This window comes from Pseudomonas sp. FSL W7-0098, from assembly GCF_005930585.1.
Taxonomy (GTDB): domain Bacteria; phylum Pseudomonadota; class Gammaproteobacteria; order Pseudomonadales; family Pseudomonadaceae; genus Aquipseudomonas; species Aquipseudomonas bubulae.
In genome coordinates, this window is the sequence record NZ_RXHW01000008.1 from 147,771 (window position 1) to 165,125 (window position 17,355).

15 protein-coding genes are annotated in these 17,355 nt (G+C 59.3%); 10 read left to right on the forward strand and 5 right to left on the reverse strand.

Annotated elements, in window-relative coordinates; translation table 11 throughout:
• Positions 1-76: 76 nt before the first annotated feature.
• Both FHL07_RS16315 and FHL07_RS16320 read left to right on the forward strand, forming a co-directional pair.
• Positions 77-1,759: a C13 family peptidase gene (locus FHL07_RS16315; protein WP_138738701.1), complete on the forward strand. Its 1,683-nt coding sequence runs from the start codon at positions 77-79 to the stop codon at positions 1,757-1,759.
• A 49-nt stretch (positions 1,760-1,808) separates the two neighbouring features.
• Positions 1,809-2,450: an oxidoreductase gene (locus FHL07_RS16320; RefSeq protein ID WP_138738702.1), complete on the forward strand. Its 642-nt coding sequence runs from the start codon at positions 1,809-1,811 to the stop codon at positions 2,448-2,450.
• A gap of 16 nt (positions 2,451-2,466) precedes the next feature.
• On the opposite strand, the gene FHL07_RS16325 is transcribed toward FHL07_RS16320, so the two are convergent.
• From FHL07_RS16325 to FHL07_RS16340, 4 genes are all read right to left on the reverse strand, one after another.
• Positions 2,467-2,754 carry a YceK/YidQ family lipoprotein gene (locus FHL07_RS16325; protein ID WP_094999447.1) on the reverse strand — a complete coding sequence of 96 codons (288 nt, stop codon included), beginning with the start codon at positions 2,752-2,754 and terminating at the stop codon, positions 2,467-2,469.
• Positions 2,747-3,376, reverse strand: coding sequence for a flavin prenyltransferase UbiX (gene ubiX, locus FHL07_RS16330; RefSeq protein ID WP_094999448.1), 630 nt, complete (start codon positions 3,374-3,376; stop codon positions 2,747-2,749). Before ubiX ends, FHL07_RS16325 begins: the two co-directional genes overlap by 8 nt.
• Positions 3,373-4,722, reverse strand: a complete 1,350-nt coding sequence (mpl, locus tag FHL07_RS16335) for a UDP-N-acetylmuramate:L-alanyl-gamma-D-glutamyl-meso-diaminopimelate ligase (protein WP_094999449.1) — start codon at positions 4,720-4,722, stop codon at positions 3,373-3,375. The genes ubiX and mpl overlap by 4 nt, the downstream gene beginning before the upstream one ends.
• Positions 4,723-4,911: 189 nt before the next feature.
• Complete coding sequence (locus FHL07_RS16340; protein WP_138738703.1) at positions 4,912-6,792, reverse strand: sigma-54-dependent Fis family transcriptional regulator; 1,881 nt, start codon at positions 6,790-6,792, stop codon at positions 4,912-4,914.
• Positions 6,793-7,138: 346 nt separating this feature from the next.
• Between FHL07_RS16340 and exaC the strand changes: the two genes are divergently transcribed.
• The 8 genes from exaC (at position 7,139) to FHL07_RS16380 (ending at position 15,816) form a co-directional block, all read left to right on the forward strand.
• The gene (gene exaC, locus FHL07_RS16345) at positions 7,139-8,659 is read left to right on the forward strand and encodes an acetaldehyde dehydrogenase ExaC (RefSeq protein WP_095020958.1); all 1,521 of its coding nucleotides are present in this window, start codon (positions 7,139-7,141) and stop codon (positions 8,657-8,659) included.
• A 193-nt stretch (positions 8,660-8,852) separates the two neighbouring features.
• On the forward strand, positions 8,853-10,298 hold the full coding sequence (gene eat / locus FHL07_RS16350) for an ethanolamine permease (RefSeq protein ID WP_094999452.1): 1,446 nt from the start codon (positions 8,853-8,855) through the stop codon (positions 10,296-10,298).
• A 52-nt stretch (positions 10,299-10,350) separates the two neighbouring features.
• Positions 10,351-11,751 (forward strand): ethanolamine ammonia-lyase subunit EutB, encoded by a 1,401-nt coding sequence (locus tag FHL07_RS16355; protein ID WP_138738704.1) that lies wholly within the window; start codon positions 10,351-10,353, stop codon positions 11,749-11,751.
• Positions 11,752-11,753: 2 nt separating this feature from the next.
• Positions 11,754-12,551, forward strand: coding sequence for an ethanolamine ammonia-lyase subunit EutC (eutC, locus tag FHL07_RS16360; protein ID WP_095023464.1), 798 nt, complete (start codon positions 11,754-11,756; stop codon positions 12,549-12,551).
• 212 nt (positions 12,552-12,763) lie between these two features.
• Entirely contained in the window at positions 12,764-13,417 is a 654-nt protein-coding gene (locus tag FHL07_RS16365; protein ID WP_094999455.1) for a DedA family protein, read from the forward strand.
• A gap of 15 nt (positions 13,418-13,432) precedes the next feature.
• Positions 13,433-14,245, forward strand: coding sequence for a M90 family metallopeptidase (locus tag FHL07_RS16370; protein ID WP_094999456.1), 813 nt, complete (start codon positions 13,433-13,435; stop codon positions 14,243-14,245).
• A 101-nt stretch (positions 14,246-14,346) separates the two neighbouring features.
• Positions 14,347-14,874 (forward strand): inorganic diphosphatase, encoded by a 528-nt coding sequence (ppa, locus tag FHL07_RS16375; protein ID WP_016779241.1) that lies wholly within the window; start codon positions 14,347-14,349, stop codon positions 14,872-14,874.
• 207 nt (positions 14,875-15,081) lie between these two features.
• A complete protein-coding gene (locus FHL07_RS16380; RefSeq protein WP_095019059.1) occupies positions 15,082-15,816 on the forward strand; it encodes a LexA family transcriptional regulator in 735 nt (244 codons plus the stop codon).
• 216 nt (positions 15,817-16,032) lie between these two features.
• On the opposite strand, the gene FHL07_RS16385 is transcribed toward FHL07_RS16380, so the two are convergent.
• Entirely contained in the window at positions 16,033-17,115 is a 1,083-nt protein-coding gene (locus FHL07_RS16385) for a PDDEXK nuclease domain-containing protein (RefSeq protein ID WP_095019060.1), read from the reverse strand.
• Positions 17,116-17,355: the final 240 nt, after the last annotated feature.

The window sequence follows — 17,355 nt, forward strand, 5'->3', positions numbered from 1 at the left end:
CCGATGTTTCATCCGGGCCTATAGACAGCTTCCATTGCTGCGGCATACTCGGTGGCTTAATTATCCGGATCCCGTTATGCGCCCATTTGCCCCCCTTGCTTTGACCCTGCTGCTGACGGCCTGTGGAGACGGTGAATCACTGTTACCGCCCGACGCACGCCTGCCCGATGGCGGGCGCTATCGAGGCGAAGTGGTCAACGGGTTGCTGCAGGGCCAGGGCCGTATCGACTATCCGAATGGCAATTGGTACGCAGGGGAGTTCAAAAATGGCCAGTGGCACGGCCAGGGCGAGTGGCACGCCAGCAATGGCGATAGCTATCGCGGCGGTTTCGCGCAAGGCCTGTACAGCGGCCATGGCCGCCTGACCACCCACGACAGCACCTACGAGGGCGGGTTCAAGCTGGGCAACCGCGAGGGCGAGGGCACGCTCAAGCAAGGCACCCTGAGCTATCGCGGCGACTTCAAGGATGACCAGTTCTCGGGCGATGGCCATCTGGAGCTGGAAGACGGCAGCCAGTACCAGGGCCAGTTTGCCCACGGCAAACCCCACGGCACCGGCAGGCGCAGCGATGCCAGCGGCAATGAGTTCGTCGGCGAGTTCGTCAATGGCGAACTTGAAGGCAACGGCATCTTCAACAGCGCCGACGGCGACCAGTACGAGGGCGCGTTCAAGCACAACCAGCTCAACGGCAAGGGCCGCTATGAGAATGCCGACGGCGATGTGTGGAGCGGCGACTTCAAGGACGGCGCATTAACCGGCAAGGGCGAACTGACAGGCATCGACGGCAGCCACTACAGCGGCATGTTCAACGAGTGGCGCTTCAACGGTCCCGGCCATTTGAACCTGCCCGACGGCAGCACCTATGTTGGCGAGTTCGCCGCAGACACCTATCAGGGCCAGGGCACCCTGACCCTGAGCGACGGTACCGTACAAAGCGGCTACTGGCTAAACGGCCAGCGAGTGCGCGATGCCAAAGGGACAGTCTTGCCCGACCCGCTGGAGCTGGGGCTGCTCAACCAGGGCACATTGCTCAACAAGGCGCTGGACGGCGTTGCCCCATCCACCCCGGCAATCGAGCTGTACAGCCTGGTGCTGGCGGGCGACGGCAAGCAGAGCGTGTTCAAGCGCGAAGCCGATTACGTCAGCGACATGCTGGCCAGCCGTTTTGGCAGCCGTGGCCGGATCACCCTGGTGAACCACCGCGACCATCTGCTCGATCGCCCCATGGCCACCCGCGAAAACCTGTACCGCGCGGCAAAAACCCTGGCCGGGCGCACCGGCCCTGAAGACCTGATTTTCATTTATCTGACCAGCCACGGCACCCAGGAACACGAGCTGGTACTCGATCAACCGCGCATGGAGCTGGCAGACCTGCCCGCCGACGAACTGGCTGCAGCCTTGGCCCCCCTGAAAAACCGCGACAAGATCATCGTGATTTCATCCTGCTATTCAGGCGGTTTTATCCCCGCGCTCAAGGATGAAAAAACCCTGATCATGACCGCATCCCAGGCTGACCGCGTGTCTTTTGGCTGCTCTGAAGAAGCCGACTTTACCTACTTCGGCAATGCCTTGTTTGCTCAGGCGCTGAACCAGACCGACGACCTGCAAAAAGCCTTCAAACTGGCCAGGCAGTACGTGGCCGAACGCGAACAAGCGGATGGCTACGAGCCATCCGAACCGCAAATCTGGGCGCCAAAAGGCGTTCTGAACCACTGGCAACGCTTGCGTCAACAACAAGCGAAACAGGCTTTGCAGTAAGCAAATAACCCTGGAATGGCTAAGCTGGTTGTATCAAGGGAGAAACATTATGCACTTGACGCCTTCACATATTTTGCTCGCAGGCGCTACCGGCCTTACCGGCGAACTGCTACTTGACCGCCTGCTCAACGAACCCACCATCACCCGCGTGCTCGCCCCTTCACGCAAGCCTCTGGCGGCGCATCCGCACCTGGAAAACCCGGTAGGTGACCCCGCCGTGTTCCTGCCTCAACTCAGTGGCCGGGTCGATGTCGCCTTCTGCTGCCTGGGCACCACGATCAAGCAGGCAGGTTCCGAGGCAGCCTTCCGCGCGGCGGATCACGACATGGTGGTGGCTTTCGCCAAACGCGCGCGGGAAATGGGCGCACGCCATCTGGTGGTGGTCAGTGCCATCGGCGCCGATCCCAAGTCCTCGGTGTTCTATAACCGGGTCAAGGGTGAAATGGAGCAGTCGCTGCGCGCGCAAAACTGGCCGCAACTGACCATTGCCCGTCCTTCCCTGCTACTGGGCGATCGCGTCGAGCCACGTCTGGCCGAACAGATCGCCGGGCCACTGTCCAAACTGATTCCGGGCAAGTACCACGGTATCGAAGCCTGCCAGCTGGCCCGTGCGCTGTGGCGCCTGGCACTGGAAGAACAGGACGGCGTGCGGGTGATCGAATCCGATGAGTTGCGCAAGCTGGGTAAATAGTCACCCGCCCTGCTGGCTACAAACCACCGCTGGCCTGAAACCCGACACCCAGCACCGTCAGCACGGACAACGGCAATAGTACGGTATCGAGCAACGCGCTGGCGGGCAGGTCCAGGCCCGGATAGCGCGGAGCCTCGGCGCCAAAGCGATCCTTGGCACAGCACCCGCCCTCAAGGGCATACACGTCCAGCCGCGTACCCGAGTACACAACGGGAGCGCCCGGCTTGGCCGCATCCAGCGTTCGCACGCTGGCGCAACCACAAACCAGAGCCGCCACCAGCAGGGCCAATAGCGCCTTACTCATCGCCGCCCACATGGTACTCGCCCCAGCGCGGGAGCATGTCCTGGGGGATATTGAGCAGGTTGAGAATGCGCGCCACCACAAAATCCACCAGGTCATCGATAGTCTGCGGTTGATGATAAAAGCCGGGCGATGCAGGCACTATTACCGCGCCCATATTGGACAGCTTGAGCATGTTCTCCAGATGGATACTGGAATACGGCGCCTCACGCGGCACCAGAATCAGCTGGCGACGCTCCTTGAGCGTCACGTCTGCGGCGCGCTCGATCAGGTTGTTGCAAGCACCGGTGGCAATCCCCGACAGGGTGCCGGTGGAACACGGCACCACCACCATCGCAGCGGGTGCTCCCGACCCCGAAGCCACGGGCGACATCCAGTCCTCCTTGCCGTATACGCGAATCTGCCCTGCGGCAGCGCCCGTGTATTCAGTCAGAAAAGCCTGCATTGCTTGTGGCTTTGGCGGCAGGCTGACATCCGTTTCGGTTGCCATGACCAATTGTGCGGCCTTGGAGATCAGGAAGTGGACTTCGCGGTCTTCGCGCACCAGGCAATCGAGCAGGCGCAAGGCGTACGGCATGCCGGAAGCACCGGTGACCGCCAGGGTTATGCGTTCCGGGCCACTCATTGCAGCGCTTCCGCCAGCTTGCCATGCAGCCCGCCGAAGCCGCCATTGCTCATGATCACCACATGGGTACCGGGCTTAACCTGGGCCTTGACCTCGGCAATGATGGCGTCCAGCGAATCGCACACCTTGGTCGGCACCGGGCTCGATGCCACCGTCGCGGCCAGATCCCAACCCAGATTGGCCGGGGCATACCAGACCACATGATCCGCCTGCACCACGCTTTGCGGCAGGCCATCACGGTGGGCTCCGAGCTTCATGGAGTTGGAGCGCGGCTCAATCACCGCGATCAAGGGCGCGTCACCAATGTGCTTGCGCAGGCCATCGAGGGTGGTCGCGATCGCAGTCGGATGGTGGGCAAAGTCGTCGTAGAGGGTAATGCCGTGGACTTCGGCGACTTTCTCCATACGTCGTTTCACGCTTTTGAAAGCGCTCAACCCATCAATCGCCATGCTCGGCACCACGCCGACATGGCGCGCTGCGGCCAGGGTCGCCAGGGCGTTGGCCACGTTATGCTGGCCGGTCATATTCCAATCGACGGTACCTTGCAGCGCGCCGTCAAACAGCACCTCAAAGCGAGAGCCGTCATCACTGAGCAGCCTGGCTTGCCATTGACCATCGACGCCCGTGGTTTGTACCGGCGTCCAGCAGCCCATTTCGATTACACGCTGCAATGCAGGCTCGGTGGTCGGGTGGATAACCAGCCCTTCACTCGGGATAGTGCGCACCAAATGGTGGAATTGCCGCTCAATGGCCGGCAAGTCCGGGAAGATATCAGCGTGATCGAACTCGAGATTGTTGAGGATTGCCGTGCGCGGACGGTAGTGGACAAACTTCGAGCGCTTGTCGAAAAAGGCGCTGTCATATTCATCGGCTTCTACCACAAAGAACGGCGTATCACCCAGACGGGCCGACACGGCAAAGTTCTGCGGCACACCGCCAATCAGGAAACCCGGGGCCATGCCCGCGTACTCCAGCACCCAGGCCAGCATGCTGCTGGTCGTGGTTTTACCGTGGGTACCTGCCACGGCCAGTACCCAGCGGCCTTGCAGCACATGGTCAGCCAGCCATTGCGGGCCGGACACGTAAGGCAGGCCCTTGTTGAGCACGTACTCAACTGCGGGGTTGCCACGGGACAGCGCATTGCCGATCACCACTACATCTGGCGCCGGATCGAGCTGAACCGGGTCATAGCCCTGGGTTAGTTCAATACCTTGAGCCTGCAGCTGGGTGCTCATCGGCGGATAGACGTTGGCGTCTGAGCCAGTAACGTGATGGCCCAGTTCTTTGGCCAGAACCGCCAGCGACCCCATGAAAGTGCCGCAAATACCCAAAATATGAATGTGCATAGTTGACCTCGTAAACCATCGGCGAAGGGTAGCGTAGCAAGGTTCTTTTCGCACCTGATGATTCTGAAACCCTCACCCTAGCCCTCTCCCTGAGGGAGAGGGGACTAAAAGCAAAAGCGGATTTGCGCAACGCCTCAGGTCAGCCCCCTCACTCTCCGGGAGACGGTTGGGGTGAGGGGCTTTTAAGCATTACCGCTCAATCCCATGCTTGCGCAGCTTTCTATACAGGGTGTTGCGGCTCACCCCCAGTTGCAGCGCGGTATGGGTCATATGCCAGCGGTGCAGTTCGAGCGCCAGCAACAAGGCCTGCTTTTCGGCATCCTCAAGCGGGTATTCACATGCTTCAGGGGCTTTGGGCGGAGCCAGGCGAATAGTGGCCGGCAGATCTTCGTACTGGATCACGTCGTTTTCGCAGAGTGCAGCCAGGGTTCGCAGCACATTGCGCAGCTGACGCACGTTGCCTGGCCAGGCAAAATCCAGCAACGTCTCACGTGCCGCCGGGCTGATAAACAGGCGCTGCCCTCCCGCCTCTTCGGCCAGCAAGAAGTCCAGCAACTGCGATTTGTCCGTGCGCTCGCGCAACGCTGGCAAACCGATTTCCAGTCCATTAAGGCGGTAATACAGGTCTTCACGAAAACTGCCGTCCGCCACGCGCTCCTGCAAGTTACGGTGGGTGGCGCTGATAATGCGCACGTTGACCGCCATCGGCTCGCCACCAATGGGCACCACCACACGGTCCTCCAGCACTCTTAACAACCGGGTTTGCAACGCCAGCGGCATATCGCCAATTTCATCCAGAAACAGGGTGCCGCCATCGGCCTGCTGCAACTTGCCCTGCATGCCTTCCTTGCGTGCCCCGGTAAAACTACCACCGCGATAGCCGAACAGTTCGCTCTCGATCAGGCTTTCGGGGATCGACGCGCAGTTGAGCGCCACAAACGGCTTGCTGCTGCGCAAGCTGGCTTGATGCACAGCCTTGGCAAAGGCTTCTTTGCCGGAGCCGGTTTCACCATTGACCAACAGCGGCACATCGCGCTCAAACACCCGCAATGCCCGGCGAAAATCCGTCTGCAGGGCCTCATCACCCAGGCAGATGCTGCTCGGGCGCGGTGGCTCGGCTTGCACCATGACCGGGGCAGGCCCGTTCCGTGGCTGGCCGCGCAGTGCCGCAAATAATCGACGCCCGTCGCGGGTATGCAGCGGCCAACTGGCATTCGCCTGGAGGGTGGCCCGACTGAAAAGCTCATCCCGCGGGCAATCGAAAACACTGTCGACCGATTGCCCGAGCAAACTGCCACGCACATGCCCTAGCAGGTTCAGGGCACTCTGGTTAACCGCGCCTATAACTCCGTCGCCATCAAACGCCAGCATGCCTTCGCTGAACAATCCGACAGACTCGGCGTGCAGATGAAAACGCAGCAGCCACTGATTCTGAAAGTGCCCGAGGAAGTAGCTGTTTTCGATGATTTTCGCTGACAGATTAACCAGCGCCATGGTATGAAACTGGCTCTGACGGGAAGCCTCATGGCGGGCCGAAGACACGTCGAGCACCGCCAGCAACTCGCCCTGCGGATCGAACACCGGGCTGGCCGAGCAGGTCAGCCCGGTGTGCCGGCCACGAAAGTGTTCATCCTGATGGATGGTGAGTGCCTGACGCTCGACCAGGCAGGTACCGATGCCGTTGGTACCCTCCCTGGCTTCGCTCCAGTCGGCCCCCAGCCACAGCCCCGCCTGCTCGAACACCTTGCGTTCGGAGGGGGCAGTGACACAGTTGAGGATCACGCCACGGGCATCAGTCAATAGCACCGCGTGCCCGGCACCGGAGAGTTGCTGATGCAGGCTGTTCATTTCGTGACCGGCAATTTTCAGCACCTGCTGCAAACGCTCGCGGCCTTCAAGGATACGGCCTTGCTCAAGTACGGTCGGGGCGATGGTTTGCGCAGGATCGAGGTGATAGTCCTCCAGGCAACGCTGCCAGGAACGGACGATGGACGGGTCACACCCTTGCGGGCGACCGCGGGTGACATCAATGACTTGCCGTGCGTGACGGCGCAAATCGGTGCTGTGCATTTCTTATTGTTCTCCGCTCTGTCTCGGTGGTCCCGTGCTCAACAGAGGCAACTCGCCCTCAGCGGCAACAAAGATCCAGTCCAAACCGAACGCCCAGCATCCTCTTGCTCACCGGCCTTTGCAATCGCGAACTGACCGGCCGGTCATCGGTTGTGCCAAGACTGATACAAATTGTCACCACAGCTGTATCAGGTGTGCCACAAGCCCCTCTCCCCAACGACCGGGTAAAACCCGCAAAGCCTTGGAAGACAAGGCCTGCACAAAGATGGCCCAGCCCTTGCTCATACTTTTGCCAGCGCCACAGCGCGTCCTCCCATAAGCACAATAAAGCCAGGAGACACTCACCATGCGTTACGCACAACCCGGTACTGAAGGCTCGATTGTTTCGTTCAAGAGCCGTTACGGTAACTACATCGGCGGCGAATTCGTGGCACCGGTCAAAGGCCAGTACTTCACCAACACCTCGCCGGTCAACGGCAAAGCCATTGCCGAATTCCCGCGTTCTACTGCCGAAGACATCGAAAAAGCCCTCGACGCTGCCCACGCCGCTGCTGATGCCTGGGGCGCGACCTCAGTGCAGGCACGTTCGCTGGTGTTGCTGAAGATTGCTGACCGCATTGAGCAAAACCTCGAACTGCTGGCCATTACCGAAACCTGGGACAACGGCAAAGCCGTACGCGAAACCCTGAACGCCGACGTGCCGCTGGCTGCGGATCATTTCCGTTACTACGCCGGCTGCATCCGCGCTCAAGAAGGCAGCGCCGCCGAAATTGACGGCAATACTGTGGCGTATCACATCCACGAACCGCTGGGCGTGGTCGGGCAGATCATTCCGTGGAACTTCCCGCTGCTGATGGCCGCCTGGAAACTTGCCCCTGCACTGGCGGCGGGCAACTGCATCGTGCTCAAACCGGCTGAACAAACGCCGCTGAGCATCACCGTTTTTATGGAGCTGATCGGCGACCTGCTGCCACCGGGCGTCCTCAACGTCGTGCAGGGGTTCGGTAAAGAAGCAGGCGAAGCGCTGGCTACCAGCAAACGCATTGCCAAGATCGCCTTCACTGGCTCCACACCTGTAGGCGCTCACATCATGAAATGTGCCGCCGAGAACATCATCCCGTCGACCGTGGAACTGGGTGGCAAGTCGCCAAACATCTTCTTCGAAGACATCATGCAGGCTGAGCCGGCCTTTATTGAAAAAGCCGCTGAAGGTCTGGTGCTGGCATTCTTCAACCAGGGCGAAGTGTGCACCTGCCCGTCGCGGGCGCTGGTGCAGGAGTCGATCTACGACGACTTTATGAAAGTGGTGATGCGCAAGGTCGAGGCAATCAAGCGTGGAGACCCGCTGGACACCGACACCATGGTCGGCGCCCAGGCCTCCGAGCAGCAATTCGACAAGATCCTGTCCTACCTTGAAATTGCCAGGAACGAAGGCGCTGAACTACTGACCGGCGGTGCCGTAGCCAAGCTCGAAGGCGATCTGGCAACCGGCTATTACATCCAGCCGACCCTGCTCAAGGGCACCAACAAAATGCGCGTCTTCCAGGAAGAAATCTTTGGCCCGGTGGTCAGCATCACCACCTTCAAGGACGAAGCCGAAGCGCTGGCGATTGCCAACGACACCGAGTTTGGCCTCGGCGCCGGCCTGTGGACCCGCGACATCAACCGCGCCTATCGCATGGGCCGTGCCATCAAGGCGGGTCGCGTGTGGACCAACTGTTACCACCTCTACCCGGCACACGCCGCGTTCGGCGGGTACAAAAAATCCGGCGTCGGCCGTGAAACCCACAAAATGATGCTCGACCACTACCAACAGACCAAAAACCTGCTGGTGAGCTACGACATCAACCCGCTGGGTTTCTTCTAACCCAGAACCCTGTGGGAGCGGGTTTGCTCGCGAAAGGATCGCTGCGCTGTACTGAACGACCGCAGCGCCTGCATCGCGAGCAAGCCCGCTCCCACAAACTGGCATCAATAGCTCTACACCGGGCCTTCTGGCCTAGCTCTTGCTTATCTCCCTGTCATATTTTCTCAAACTATAAAAGAACAGGTGAATTCCCATGCCTAGCGAACCTACTGCCGCTGCGGCGGCGTCCTCTGTCGATTTCGAAAAAGTCGGCTCCGATTATTTCCAACAACGTGAACTGAAAAAAGGCGCTGCCGGCTGGGTCCTGCTGGTGGGCCTGGGCGTGGCCTATGTGATTTCCGGCGACTACGCCGGCTGGAACTTCGGCCTGGCCCAGGGCGGCTGGGGCGGAATGTTTATCGCCACATTGCTGATGGCCACCATGTACTTGTGCATGTGCTTTTCACTGGCCGAACTGTCCTCGATGATCCCCACTGCCGGTGGCGGCTACGGCTTTGCCCGCAGTGCTTTCGGGCCGTGGGGCGGGTTCCTCACTGGTACGGCGATCCTGATTGAATATGCCATCGCCCCTGCCGCGATTGCCTGTTTTATCGGCGCCTATTGCGAGTCGCTGTTCGGTATTGGCGGCTGGATGATCTACCTGGCGTTCTACATCATCTTTATCGGCATCCATATTTTCGGGGTCGGGGAAGCGCTCAAGCTGATGTTCATCATCACCGCCGTGGCGGCCATTGCCCTGGGGGTGTTTCTGGTCGCGATGGTGCCGCACTTCAGCGTCGCCAACCTGCTGGATATCCCGGTCACCGAGGCCAAGGGCGCCAGCGCATTTCTGCCCTTCGGTTATGTCGGTGTCTGGGCAGCCATCCCTTATGCGATCTGGTTTTTCCTCGCTGTCGAAGGCGTGCCGCTGGCTGCTGAAGAAACCAAGAACCCCAAGCGTGACCTGCCTCGCGGCCTGATTGGCGCCATGCTGGTTCTGGCCACCTTTGCCCTGCTGATTCTGGTGATCGGCCCGGGCGGCGCCGGCGCGCACCACTTGATGGCATCGGGTAATCCGCTGGTCGAAGCCCTGAGCAAGGCTTATGGCGGCTCGACCTGGATGGGCGGCTTTGTGAACCTGGTGGGCCTGGCCGGTTTGATTGCCAGCTTCTTCTCGATCATTTACGCCTATTCACGTCAGATCTTCGCCTTGTCCCGCGCCGGCTATTTGCCGCGCAAACTGTCCGAAACCAACAAGAGCAAGGCGCCGGTGCTGGCCTTGATCATTCCCGGCATTATCGGTTTTGGTCTGTCACTGACCGGCCAGGGCGACTTGCTGATTCTGGTGGCGGTATTTGGCGCGACCATTTCCTATGTGCTGATGATGGCCGCGCATATCACCCTGCGTATTCGCCGCCCTAAAATGGAGCGCCCGTATCGCACGCCGGGCGGCATTTTCACTTCGGGCACTGCTTTGGTGCTTGCCTGTGTCGCGGTGGTGGCCGGCTTCCTGGTTGACCCGCGGGTGGTGATTGGCGCTGCGGTGATCTATGGAGTATTAATTGCCTACTTCGCTTTTTACAGTCGGCACCATTTGGTGGCCGGTACGCCGGAAGAGGAATTTGCGGCTATTCAACAGGCCGAAAAAGCCTTGCACTGACCGCTGAGAATCCCGCCAGACGCCTTGCGTCTGGCGTCATGGAGCACCCTGTATGGCAACGTTCTCACATGCGGTTGGCACTCAGACCTACCGTTTCGATAGCCTTAAAGATGTAATGGCCAAGGCTGGCCCGGCCCGTTCCGGGGATTTTCTGGCCGGCGTGGCTGCGCAAAACGACGGCGAACGGGTGGCCGCGCAAATGGCGCTGGCTGACATCCCGCTCACCTATTTTCTGCAAGAAGTTCTGATCCCCTACGAGACCGATGAGGTCACCCGGCTGATTATCGACAGCCATGATCTTCAAGCCTTCGCCCCGGTCAGCCACCTGACCGTCGGTGGCTTTCGCGACTGGCTGCTCAGCGACGCAGCCAGCGAGGACAGCCTGCGGGCCCTGGCGCCGGGCCTGACCCCGGAAATGGCCGCCGCCGTGTCGAAGATCATGCGCGTACAGGACCTGATTCTGGTCGCGCAAAAGATCCGTGTGGTTACCCGGTTTCGCGGCACCATGGGCCTGCGCGGCCGACTTTCGACACGCCTGCAACCCAACCACCCCACCGATGACCCGGCCGGCATTGCCGCCAGCATTCTCGACGGGCTGCTCTACGGCAACGGCGATGCCATGATCGGCATCAACCCGGCCACTGACAGCATTGCCTCGATCTGCGACCTGCTGAACATGCTCGACGCCATCATCCAGCGCTATGAAATCCCCACCCAGTCCTGCGTACTGACCCACGTCACCACCTCGATCGAAGCCATCAATCGCGGCGTGCCGCTGGATCTGGTATTTCAGTCCATTGCCGGCACCGAGGCAGCCAACGCCAGTTTTGGCATCAACCTGAATGTGCTGCAAGAAGGCTACGAGGCAGGTTTAAGCCTCAATCGCGGGACTCTGGGCAATAACCTGATGTATTTCGAAACAGGTCAGGGCAGCGCGCTGTCGGCCAACGCCCATTTCGGCGTGGATCAACAAACCTGTGAAACCCGCGCCTACGCCGTGGCACGGCATTTCAAGCCGTTTCTGGTCAATACCGTGGTCGGTTTTATCGGCCCCGAGTACCTGTACAACGGCAAGCAGATCATCCGCGCCGGCCTTGAGGACCACTTCTGCGGCAAGCTGCTGGGTGTGCCCATGGGCTGTGATATCTGCTACACCAACCATGCCGAAGCGGACCAGGACGACATGGACACCCTGCTGACATTGCTGGGGGTGGCCGGGATCAACTTCATCATGGGCATCCCGGGGTCGGACGACATCATGCTCAACTATCAGACCACGTCGTTCCATGACGCCCTGTATGCCCGCAAAACCCTGGGGTTAAAACCCGCCCCGGAGTTTGAACAGTGGCTCAGCAAGGTGGGCATTTTTACTCAGAACGATGGCCGCATCGAGTTCGGCCATCAGCTGCCACCTGCATTTCGCCAGGCGCTGGCTCATTTGGGAGGACGCTAGGCATGGCCGACAACCTTAACCCGTGGCTGGAGCTGCGCCGCCTGACCCCCGCACGTATTGCCCTGGGACGCACCGGCACCAGCATGCCGACCCAGGCCCAGCTCGACTTTCAATTCGCCCATGCCCAGGCCCGGGATGCGGTGCATTTGCCGTTTGATCACCCCGGCCTGAGTGCACAGTTAACCGAGCGCGGGCGCGAGAGCCTGCTGCTGCACAGTGCCGCGGCTGACCGCCACAGCTACCTGCAACGCCCGGATCTGGGACGCAAGCTCAACGACGACTCTGCGCAGCAATTGCGCGACTACGCAGCGGCCAACCCCGGCGGCATCGATGTCGCCGTGGTGGTAGCGGATGGCTTGTCGGCACTGGCCGTGCATCGCCACACCTTGCCCTTCCTGGCACGCATGGAAGAGCACACGACGACTGAAGGCTGGTCGCTGTCGCCGGTGATTCTGGTAGAGCAGGGGCGAGTTGCCGTGGCCGACGAAATTGGCGAACTGCTGGGCGCACGCATGGTGGTGATGTTGATCGGCGAACGCCCCGGGCTCAGCTCCCCCGACAGCCTGGGGCTGTACTTCACCTACGCGCCGAAAATCGGCCTGACCGATGCGTATCGCAACTGTATTTCCAATGTACGGCTTGAAGGCCTGAGCTACGGCATGGCCGCTCATCGGCTGGCGTACCTGATGCGCGAAGCCTGCCGGCGGCAATTATCGGGAGTGAATCTGAAGGATGAAGCCCAGGTGCAGACCCTGGATGTCGAAGCGCCCAGCGAAAACTTTCTGCTCAAGGGCGATTAACTCTGCGTAGCAGCTGCCGAAGGAACGAGGCTGCTGCTACGGCTTTTGACTACCAATACACGCTTCGCTACAAACTCACACTGCAGAATTCGTCTCAATCCGTATAATCCGGTTCTTCAAAAAAGTACGAAAAAACTACAATTGTTGTAGTTAACTACGCATCCCTACCCGCACAGACCTGCAGAGCCGGGTCATCAACACAGGTGCTTCACATGGATTTCAACCCGATCGACATTATCCTGCACCTCGATGTGTACCTCGACATGCTGGTAAACAATTACGGGCCATGGATCTACGCCATCCTGTTTCTGGTGATTTTTTGCGAAACCGGTCTGGTGGTCATGCCGTTTTTGCCGGGTGATTCGCTGCTCTTTATCGCGGGCGCCGTAGCTGCCGGCGGCGGCATGGACCCGGTACTGCTCGCAGGCTTGCTGATGCTGGCTGCGATCATGGGCGACAGCACCAACTACGTTATCGGACGAACGGCAGGCGAGCGCTTGTTCAGCAACCCGAATTCGAAAATCTTCCGTCGCGACTACCTGGAAAAAACCCACGACTTCTATGAGCGTCATGGCGGTAAAACCGTAACCATGGCCCGTTTCCTGCCGATTTTCCGCACCTTCGCTCCGTTTGTTGCCGGTGTGGCGCGCATGTTCTACCCGCGCTTCTTTATGTTCAGCGTATTCGGCACCATCCTGTGGGTTGGCGGCCTGGTCACTCTGGGTTATTTCTTCGGCAATGTGCCATTTATCAAGAAGAACCTGTCGCTGCTGGTGGTGGGCATCATTCTGCTGTCGCTGGTACCGATGATTATTGGCGTGATCCGCAGCCGTCTGGGCCGTACTCCAGCCAAAGCCAAAGCCTGATCGGGAGACACCACCATGTGGTCTCTAAGTGAATGGCGGCGCCAGCGAATCCTTGCGCAGCACCCGGTAACGCCTGACGTATGGCACAACGTGCGCCAGCATCTGAGCATTCTCGACGGGCTGAATGACGAGCAGGACAAATGGCTGCGCGACAGCAGCGTATTGTTTCTGCAAGCCAAGCACCTCACCCCCATGCCCGGGGTTGAGCTGACCGAAGAGGGCCGGCTGTTGCTGGCCGCTCAGGCGCAATTGCCGCTGCTCAACCTGGGTGACCTGGACTGGTACCAGGGCTTTCACGAAATCGTGCTCTATCCCGACGACTTCGTCAGCCCCCAGCGCCATCGCGATTCCAGCGGTGTAGAGCATGAATGGGAAGGCCATCACAGCGGTGAAGCCTGGCAGCATGGCCCGGTCGTTCTGGCATGGCCGGGCGTTCTGGCCAGCGGTGGCTGGGAAGGCTACAACCTGGTCATCCACGAACTGGCGCACAAGCTGGACATGCTCAATGGTGCCGCGAATGGCATGCCGCCCTTGCACAGCAGCATGCATGTCAGTGACTGGACCCAGGCCATGCAACAGGCCTACGACCATCTCAATCACTACCTCGACCACCACAACCCCGACCACGCGCCTATCGACCCCTATGCCGCCGAAAACCCGGCGGAGTTCTTTGCGGTCACCAGCGAGTACTTTTTCAGCGCACCCGACCTGTTGAACCATGCCTACCCGCTGGTCTATCAACAACTGAGCCTGTTTTATCGTCAGGACACGCTGGCACGCCTCAAGCAGCTGCAAAGCGAACACCCCGAATACCGCGCGCAGCACTGATCGCCCAAGGGTGACGTCCTTATAGGAATACGCCTATAATCGCCGCCACTTTTTGGCCAAATCGGCCAAACAAACTGGCCTACTAACGGGGGCACCGCCCAATGAGCTACAGCAAGATTCCGGCTGGCAAAGACCTGCCGAATGACATCTACGTCGCTATCGAGATTCCGGCTAACCACGCGCCGATCAAATATGAAATCGACAAAGACAGCGATTGCCTGTTCGTTGACCGCTTCATGGCCACCCCGATGTTCTACCCGGCCAACTACGGTTTTATCCCTAACACCCTGGCTGACGACGGTGATCCGCTGGACGTGCTGGTGGTTACCCCTTACCCGGTAGCTCCAGGCTCGGTTATCCGTGCTCGCCCGGTTGGCATCCTGCACATGACTGACGACGGCGGCGGCGATGCCAAAGTGGTTGCAGTGCCTCACGACAAGCTGTCCCAGCTGTACGTTGACGTGAAAGAGTACACCGACCTGCCACCCCTGCTGATCCAGCAGATCCAGCACTTCTTCGAGAACTACAAAGATCTCGAAAAAGGCAAATGGGTGAAGATCGAAGGTTGGGGCGATGCTGAAGCTGCCCGTGCCGAAATCACCAAATCGGTTGCGGCCTACAAAGGCTAAGCAAGCGGTTAAAAAAAACCTCGGCTCGCCGGGGTTTTTTTATGCCTGCATAAACGCAATAAAACAGCCTGTTTACGGCGCGCAAAATGCCCAGTCAATGCCAGTAGGAAATATCGCTGCAAGTCTAGGAATTTTCTGGTTTTACCGTTTTTTTTTGAACGCTTAGTTTATTTAAACAGGCTTGGCTTGCCCGTAGACTCTGTGTTCATGAATACATCCGGTGATCGCCTGAAAGCCCTCCTGCGGGAGTGCCATTTAACCGCTTCGGACTTCGCAGCCAATCGCCGCGTTACGCCGCAGCACGTCAACAACTGGTTCAAACGGGGCATTCCGATGGCTCGCCTGGACGAAATCGCCGAACTGCTGTGCGTCAACAGCCGCTGGCTACGTACCGGCGAGGGCGTCAAGCATCCGGGCCTTGTCAGCAGCAACGATGAAAAATCGCCTGCCCAGACCGGACAGCCCAAACCGGCTAATGCCTGCGATATTGACGCGCCCTTCTACAACGAAACCTTGCACCCCGACGGATCAGGCAAAACCCATGTGGTGAAAATTCCTGATTGCACCGTGCGGCTCAGTTGCTCGACCCTGCAGGCCCTGGATGTCAGCCCCGACCAGGCCATTTGCGCACCCATGATTGGCAACAGCATGGCGCACAGGATCCAGGATGGTTCCACAGTCGCCATCGACCGCAGCCTGACCCAAATCGTCGACGGTGAAATCTACGCGCTCGAGCAGGATGGCATGCTGCGCATCAAATACCTCTACCGCCTGCCCAACAACGGCCTGCGCATCCGCAGCCACAACTGCCTGGAGTATCCGGACGAAGTCTTTGACGCAACAGAAGTCCATGCGCAGCAGATACGGATACTGGGCTGGGTATTCTGGTGGTCCACGCTTAGCCAGCGACGCCCGCCAGTGCCTTACAAACTGGACGAATAACCTTAGGTCTGGGAAAAGTACTCAAACCCCAGTATGATTCGTCGCACTTGTGCACTCCCCCTCGCGGCACGCGAGCCGGAATGCAGGGCCAGGCAGCAAAAAGCCGCTACGCCCCACACCCAGCCACAACGCGCTGGATGTCCCGATTGAAGGCGAGTACGGCTTACCAAAAATAAGCCAAACCCGCCCCCGAGAAGCCGGCCACAAGCCGGCTTTTTAATGCCTGAAATAATCCTCGTTCACTCGACACTCCTCGATAGCGACGCCATCACCCGCCAGTTCGCGTTCGATCTGTTCGATGCTGGGCAAACTGGTCTGCAACTCTGCTGGCAGTGACTCTACCAACTGGTACTCGGCCACGCCGATGGGCCGGGTGTTATCGCGCAAGGCGTACTCGGCCACCACCTTGTTCTTGCTGGAGCACAGCAACAGGCCGATGGTGGGGCTGTCCTGAGGATCCTTGACCTGCCCATCCACGGCGGCCAGATAAAAACCCAACTGCCCAAGGTGCTCCGGTTTGAATTTACCGGCCTTGAGTTCAACCACTACATAGCAGCGCAGCTTGAGGTGGTAGAACAGCAGATCGATGAAAAACTCGTCACCTCCCACATTCAAAAGCACTTGTTTGCCGACGAAGGCAAAACCTGCGCCCAGCTCCAGCAAAAAGTCGGTGACATGCCTGACCAAAGCAGTTTCTATCTCTCGTTCATGCGCATCAGCGCCAAGGCCAAGAAAGTCGAAACGGTAAGGATCTTTCAACGATTCACGGGCCAAATCGGACTGGGGTTTGGGCAAGAAGTTTTCAAAATTGCTCACGGCCTTGCCACTGCGCTCCAGTAAACGACCCTCGATCTGCATGACCAGCGTATTTCGCGACCAGTTGTGTTCGATGGCCTTGGCCGCATACCAGCGGCGGGTTTCTGGGCCGGGGAGTTTGTCCAGCAGCACCAGATTGTGCCCCCAAGGCAATTGTGCAACAGCCTGCTGCACAATTGCCGTATCAGGCCATGCCTGGGCAAAGGCACGCATATATTTGAGGTTGCGTGGCGAGAAACCTTTCATGTGCGGGAAGGCTGCGCGCAGATCCAGCGCCAGACGCTCAATCACTTTCGTGCCCCAACCTTGCTGTGTCTGGCGGGTCAAAATGTCGTGACCGATTTGCCAGTACAGCAGTACCAGCTCGCGGTTCACCGCCAACGTGGCGCGCTGCTGGGCGCCATGAATGCGGCCTTTAAGATCGCTCAACCAGTCACTGTAGCCCTCGGGCTGCGCACTCAAACCAACAGGAGTTTCACTCATGGCTTTTTCTCTCGTGACCACGCCAGCGTGCTCGAAACATCTGCAGTGCACAGATCCAATCGCTGGCAGGGCACACAACATAAGCCTTTAAATTCGGTCTTTTCGTACGACACTTCGCTTTCATTCTCGTGAAACTTCCGAGAAAAATCCCGTTCGCTTGCGCCTGCCAAACTCGGGAAATAGTCTCGGGCCATCGCTGCAAAATCAGCGGTCGGGTTTAGTCGCCCGATCTGTAATCCG

Bases quoted from the DNA above. Each gene is read 5' to 3' on its own strand.
- FHL07_RS16315 (WP_138738701.1), top strand. From the start codon at position 77: ATGCGCCCATTTGCCCCCCTTGCTTTGACCCTGCTGCTGACGGCCTGT.
- FHL07_RS16320 (WP_138738702.1), top strand. From the start codon at position 1,809: ATGCACTTGACGCCTTCACATATTTTGCTCGCAGGCGCTACCGGCCTT.
- FHL07_RS16325 (WP_094999447.1), bottom strand. From the start codon at position 2,754: ATGAGTAAGGCGCTATTGGCCCTGCTGGTGGCGGCTCTGGTTTGTGGT.
- ubiX (WP_094999448.1), bottom strand. From the start codon at position 3,376: ATGAGTGGCCCGGAACGCATAACCCTGGCGGTCACCGGTGCTTCCGGC.
- mpl (WP_094999449.1), bottom strand. From the start codon at position 4,722: ATGCACATTCATATTTTGGGTATTTGCGGCACTTTCATGGGGTCGCTG.
- FHL07_RS16340 (WP_138738703.1), bottom strand. From the start codon at position 6,792: ATGCACAGCACCGATTTGCGCCGTCACGCACGGCAAGTCATTGATGTC.
- exaC (WP_095020958.1), top strand. From the start codon at position 7,139: ATGCGTTACGCACAACCCGGTACTGAAGGCTCGATTGTTTCGTTCAAG.
- eat (WP_094999452.1), top strand. From the start codon at position 8,853: ATGCCTAGCGAACCTACTGCCGCTGCGGCGGCGTCCTCTGTCGATTTC.
- FHL07_RS16355 (WP_138738704.1), top strand. From the start codon at position 10,351: ATGGCAACGTTCTCACATGCGGTTGGCACTCAGACCTACCGTTTCGAT.
- eutC (WP_095023464.1), top strand. From the start codon at position 11,754: ATGGCCGACAACCTTAACCCGTGGCTGGAGCTGCGCCGCCTGACCCCC.
- FHL07_RS16365 (WP_094999455.1), top strand. From the start codon at position 12,764: ATGGATTTCAACCCGATCGACATTATCCTGCACCTCGATGTGTACCTC.
- FHL07_RS16370 (WP_094999456.1), top strand. From the start codon at position 13,433: ATGTGGTCTCTAAGTGAATGGCGGCGCCAGCGAATCCTTGCGCAGCAC.
- ppa (WP_016779241.1), top strand. From the start codon at position 14,347: ATGAGCTACAGCAAGATTCCGGCTGGCAAAGACCTGCCGAATGACATC.
- FHL07_RS16380 (WP_095019059.1), top strand. From the start codon at position 15,082: ATGAATACATCCGGTGATCGCCTGAAAGCCCTCCTGCGGGAGTGCCAT.
- FHL07_RS16385 (WP_095019060.1), bottom strand. From the start codon at position 17,115: ATGAGTGAAACTCCTGTTGGTTTGAGTGCGCAGCCCGAGGGCTACAGT.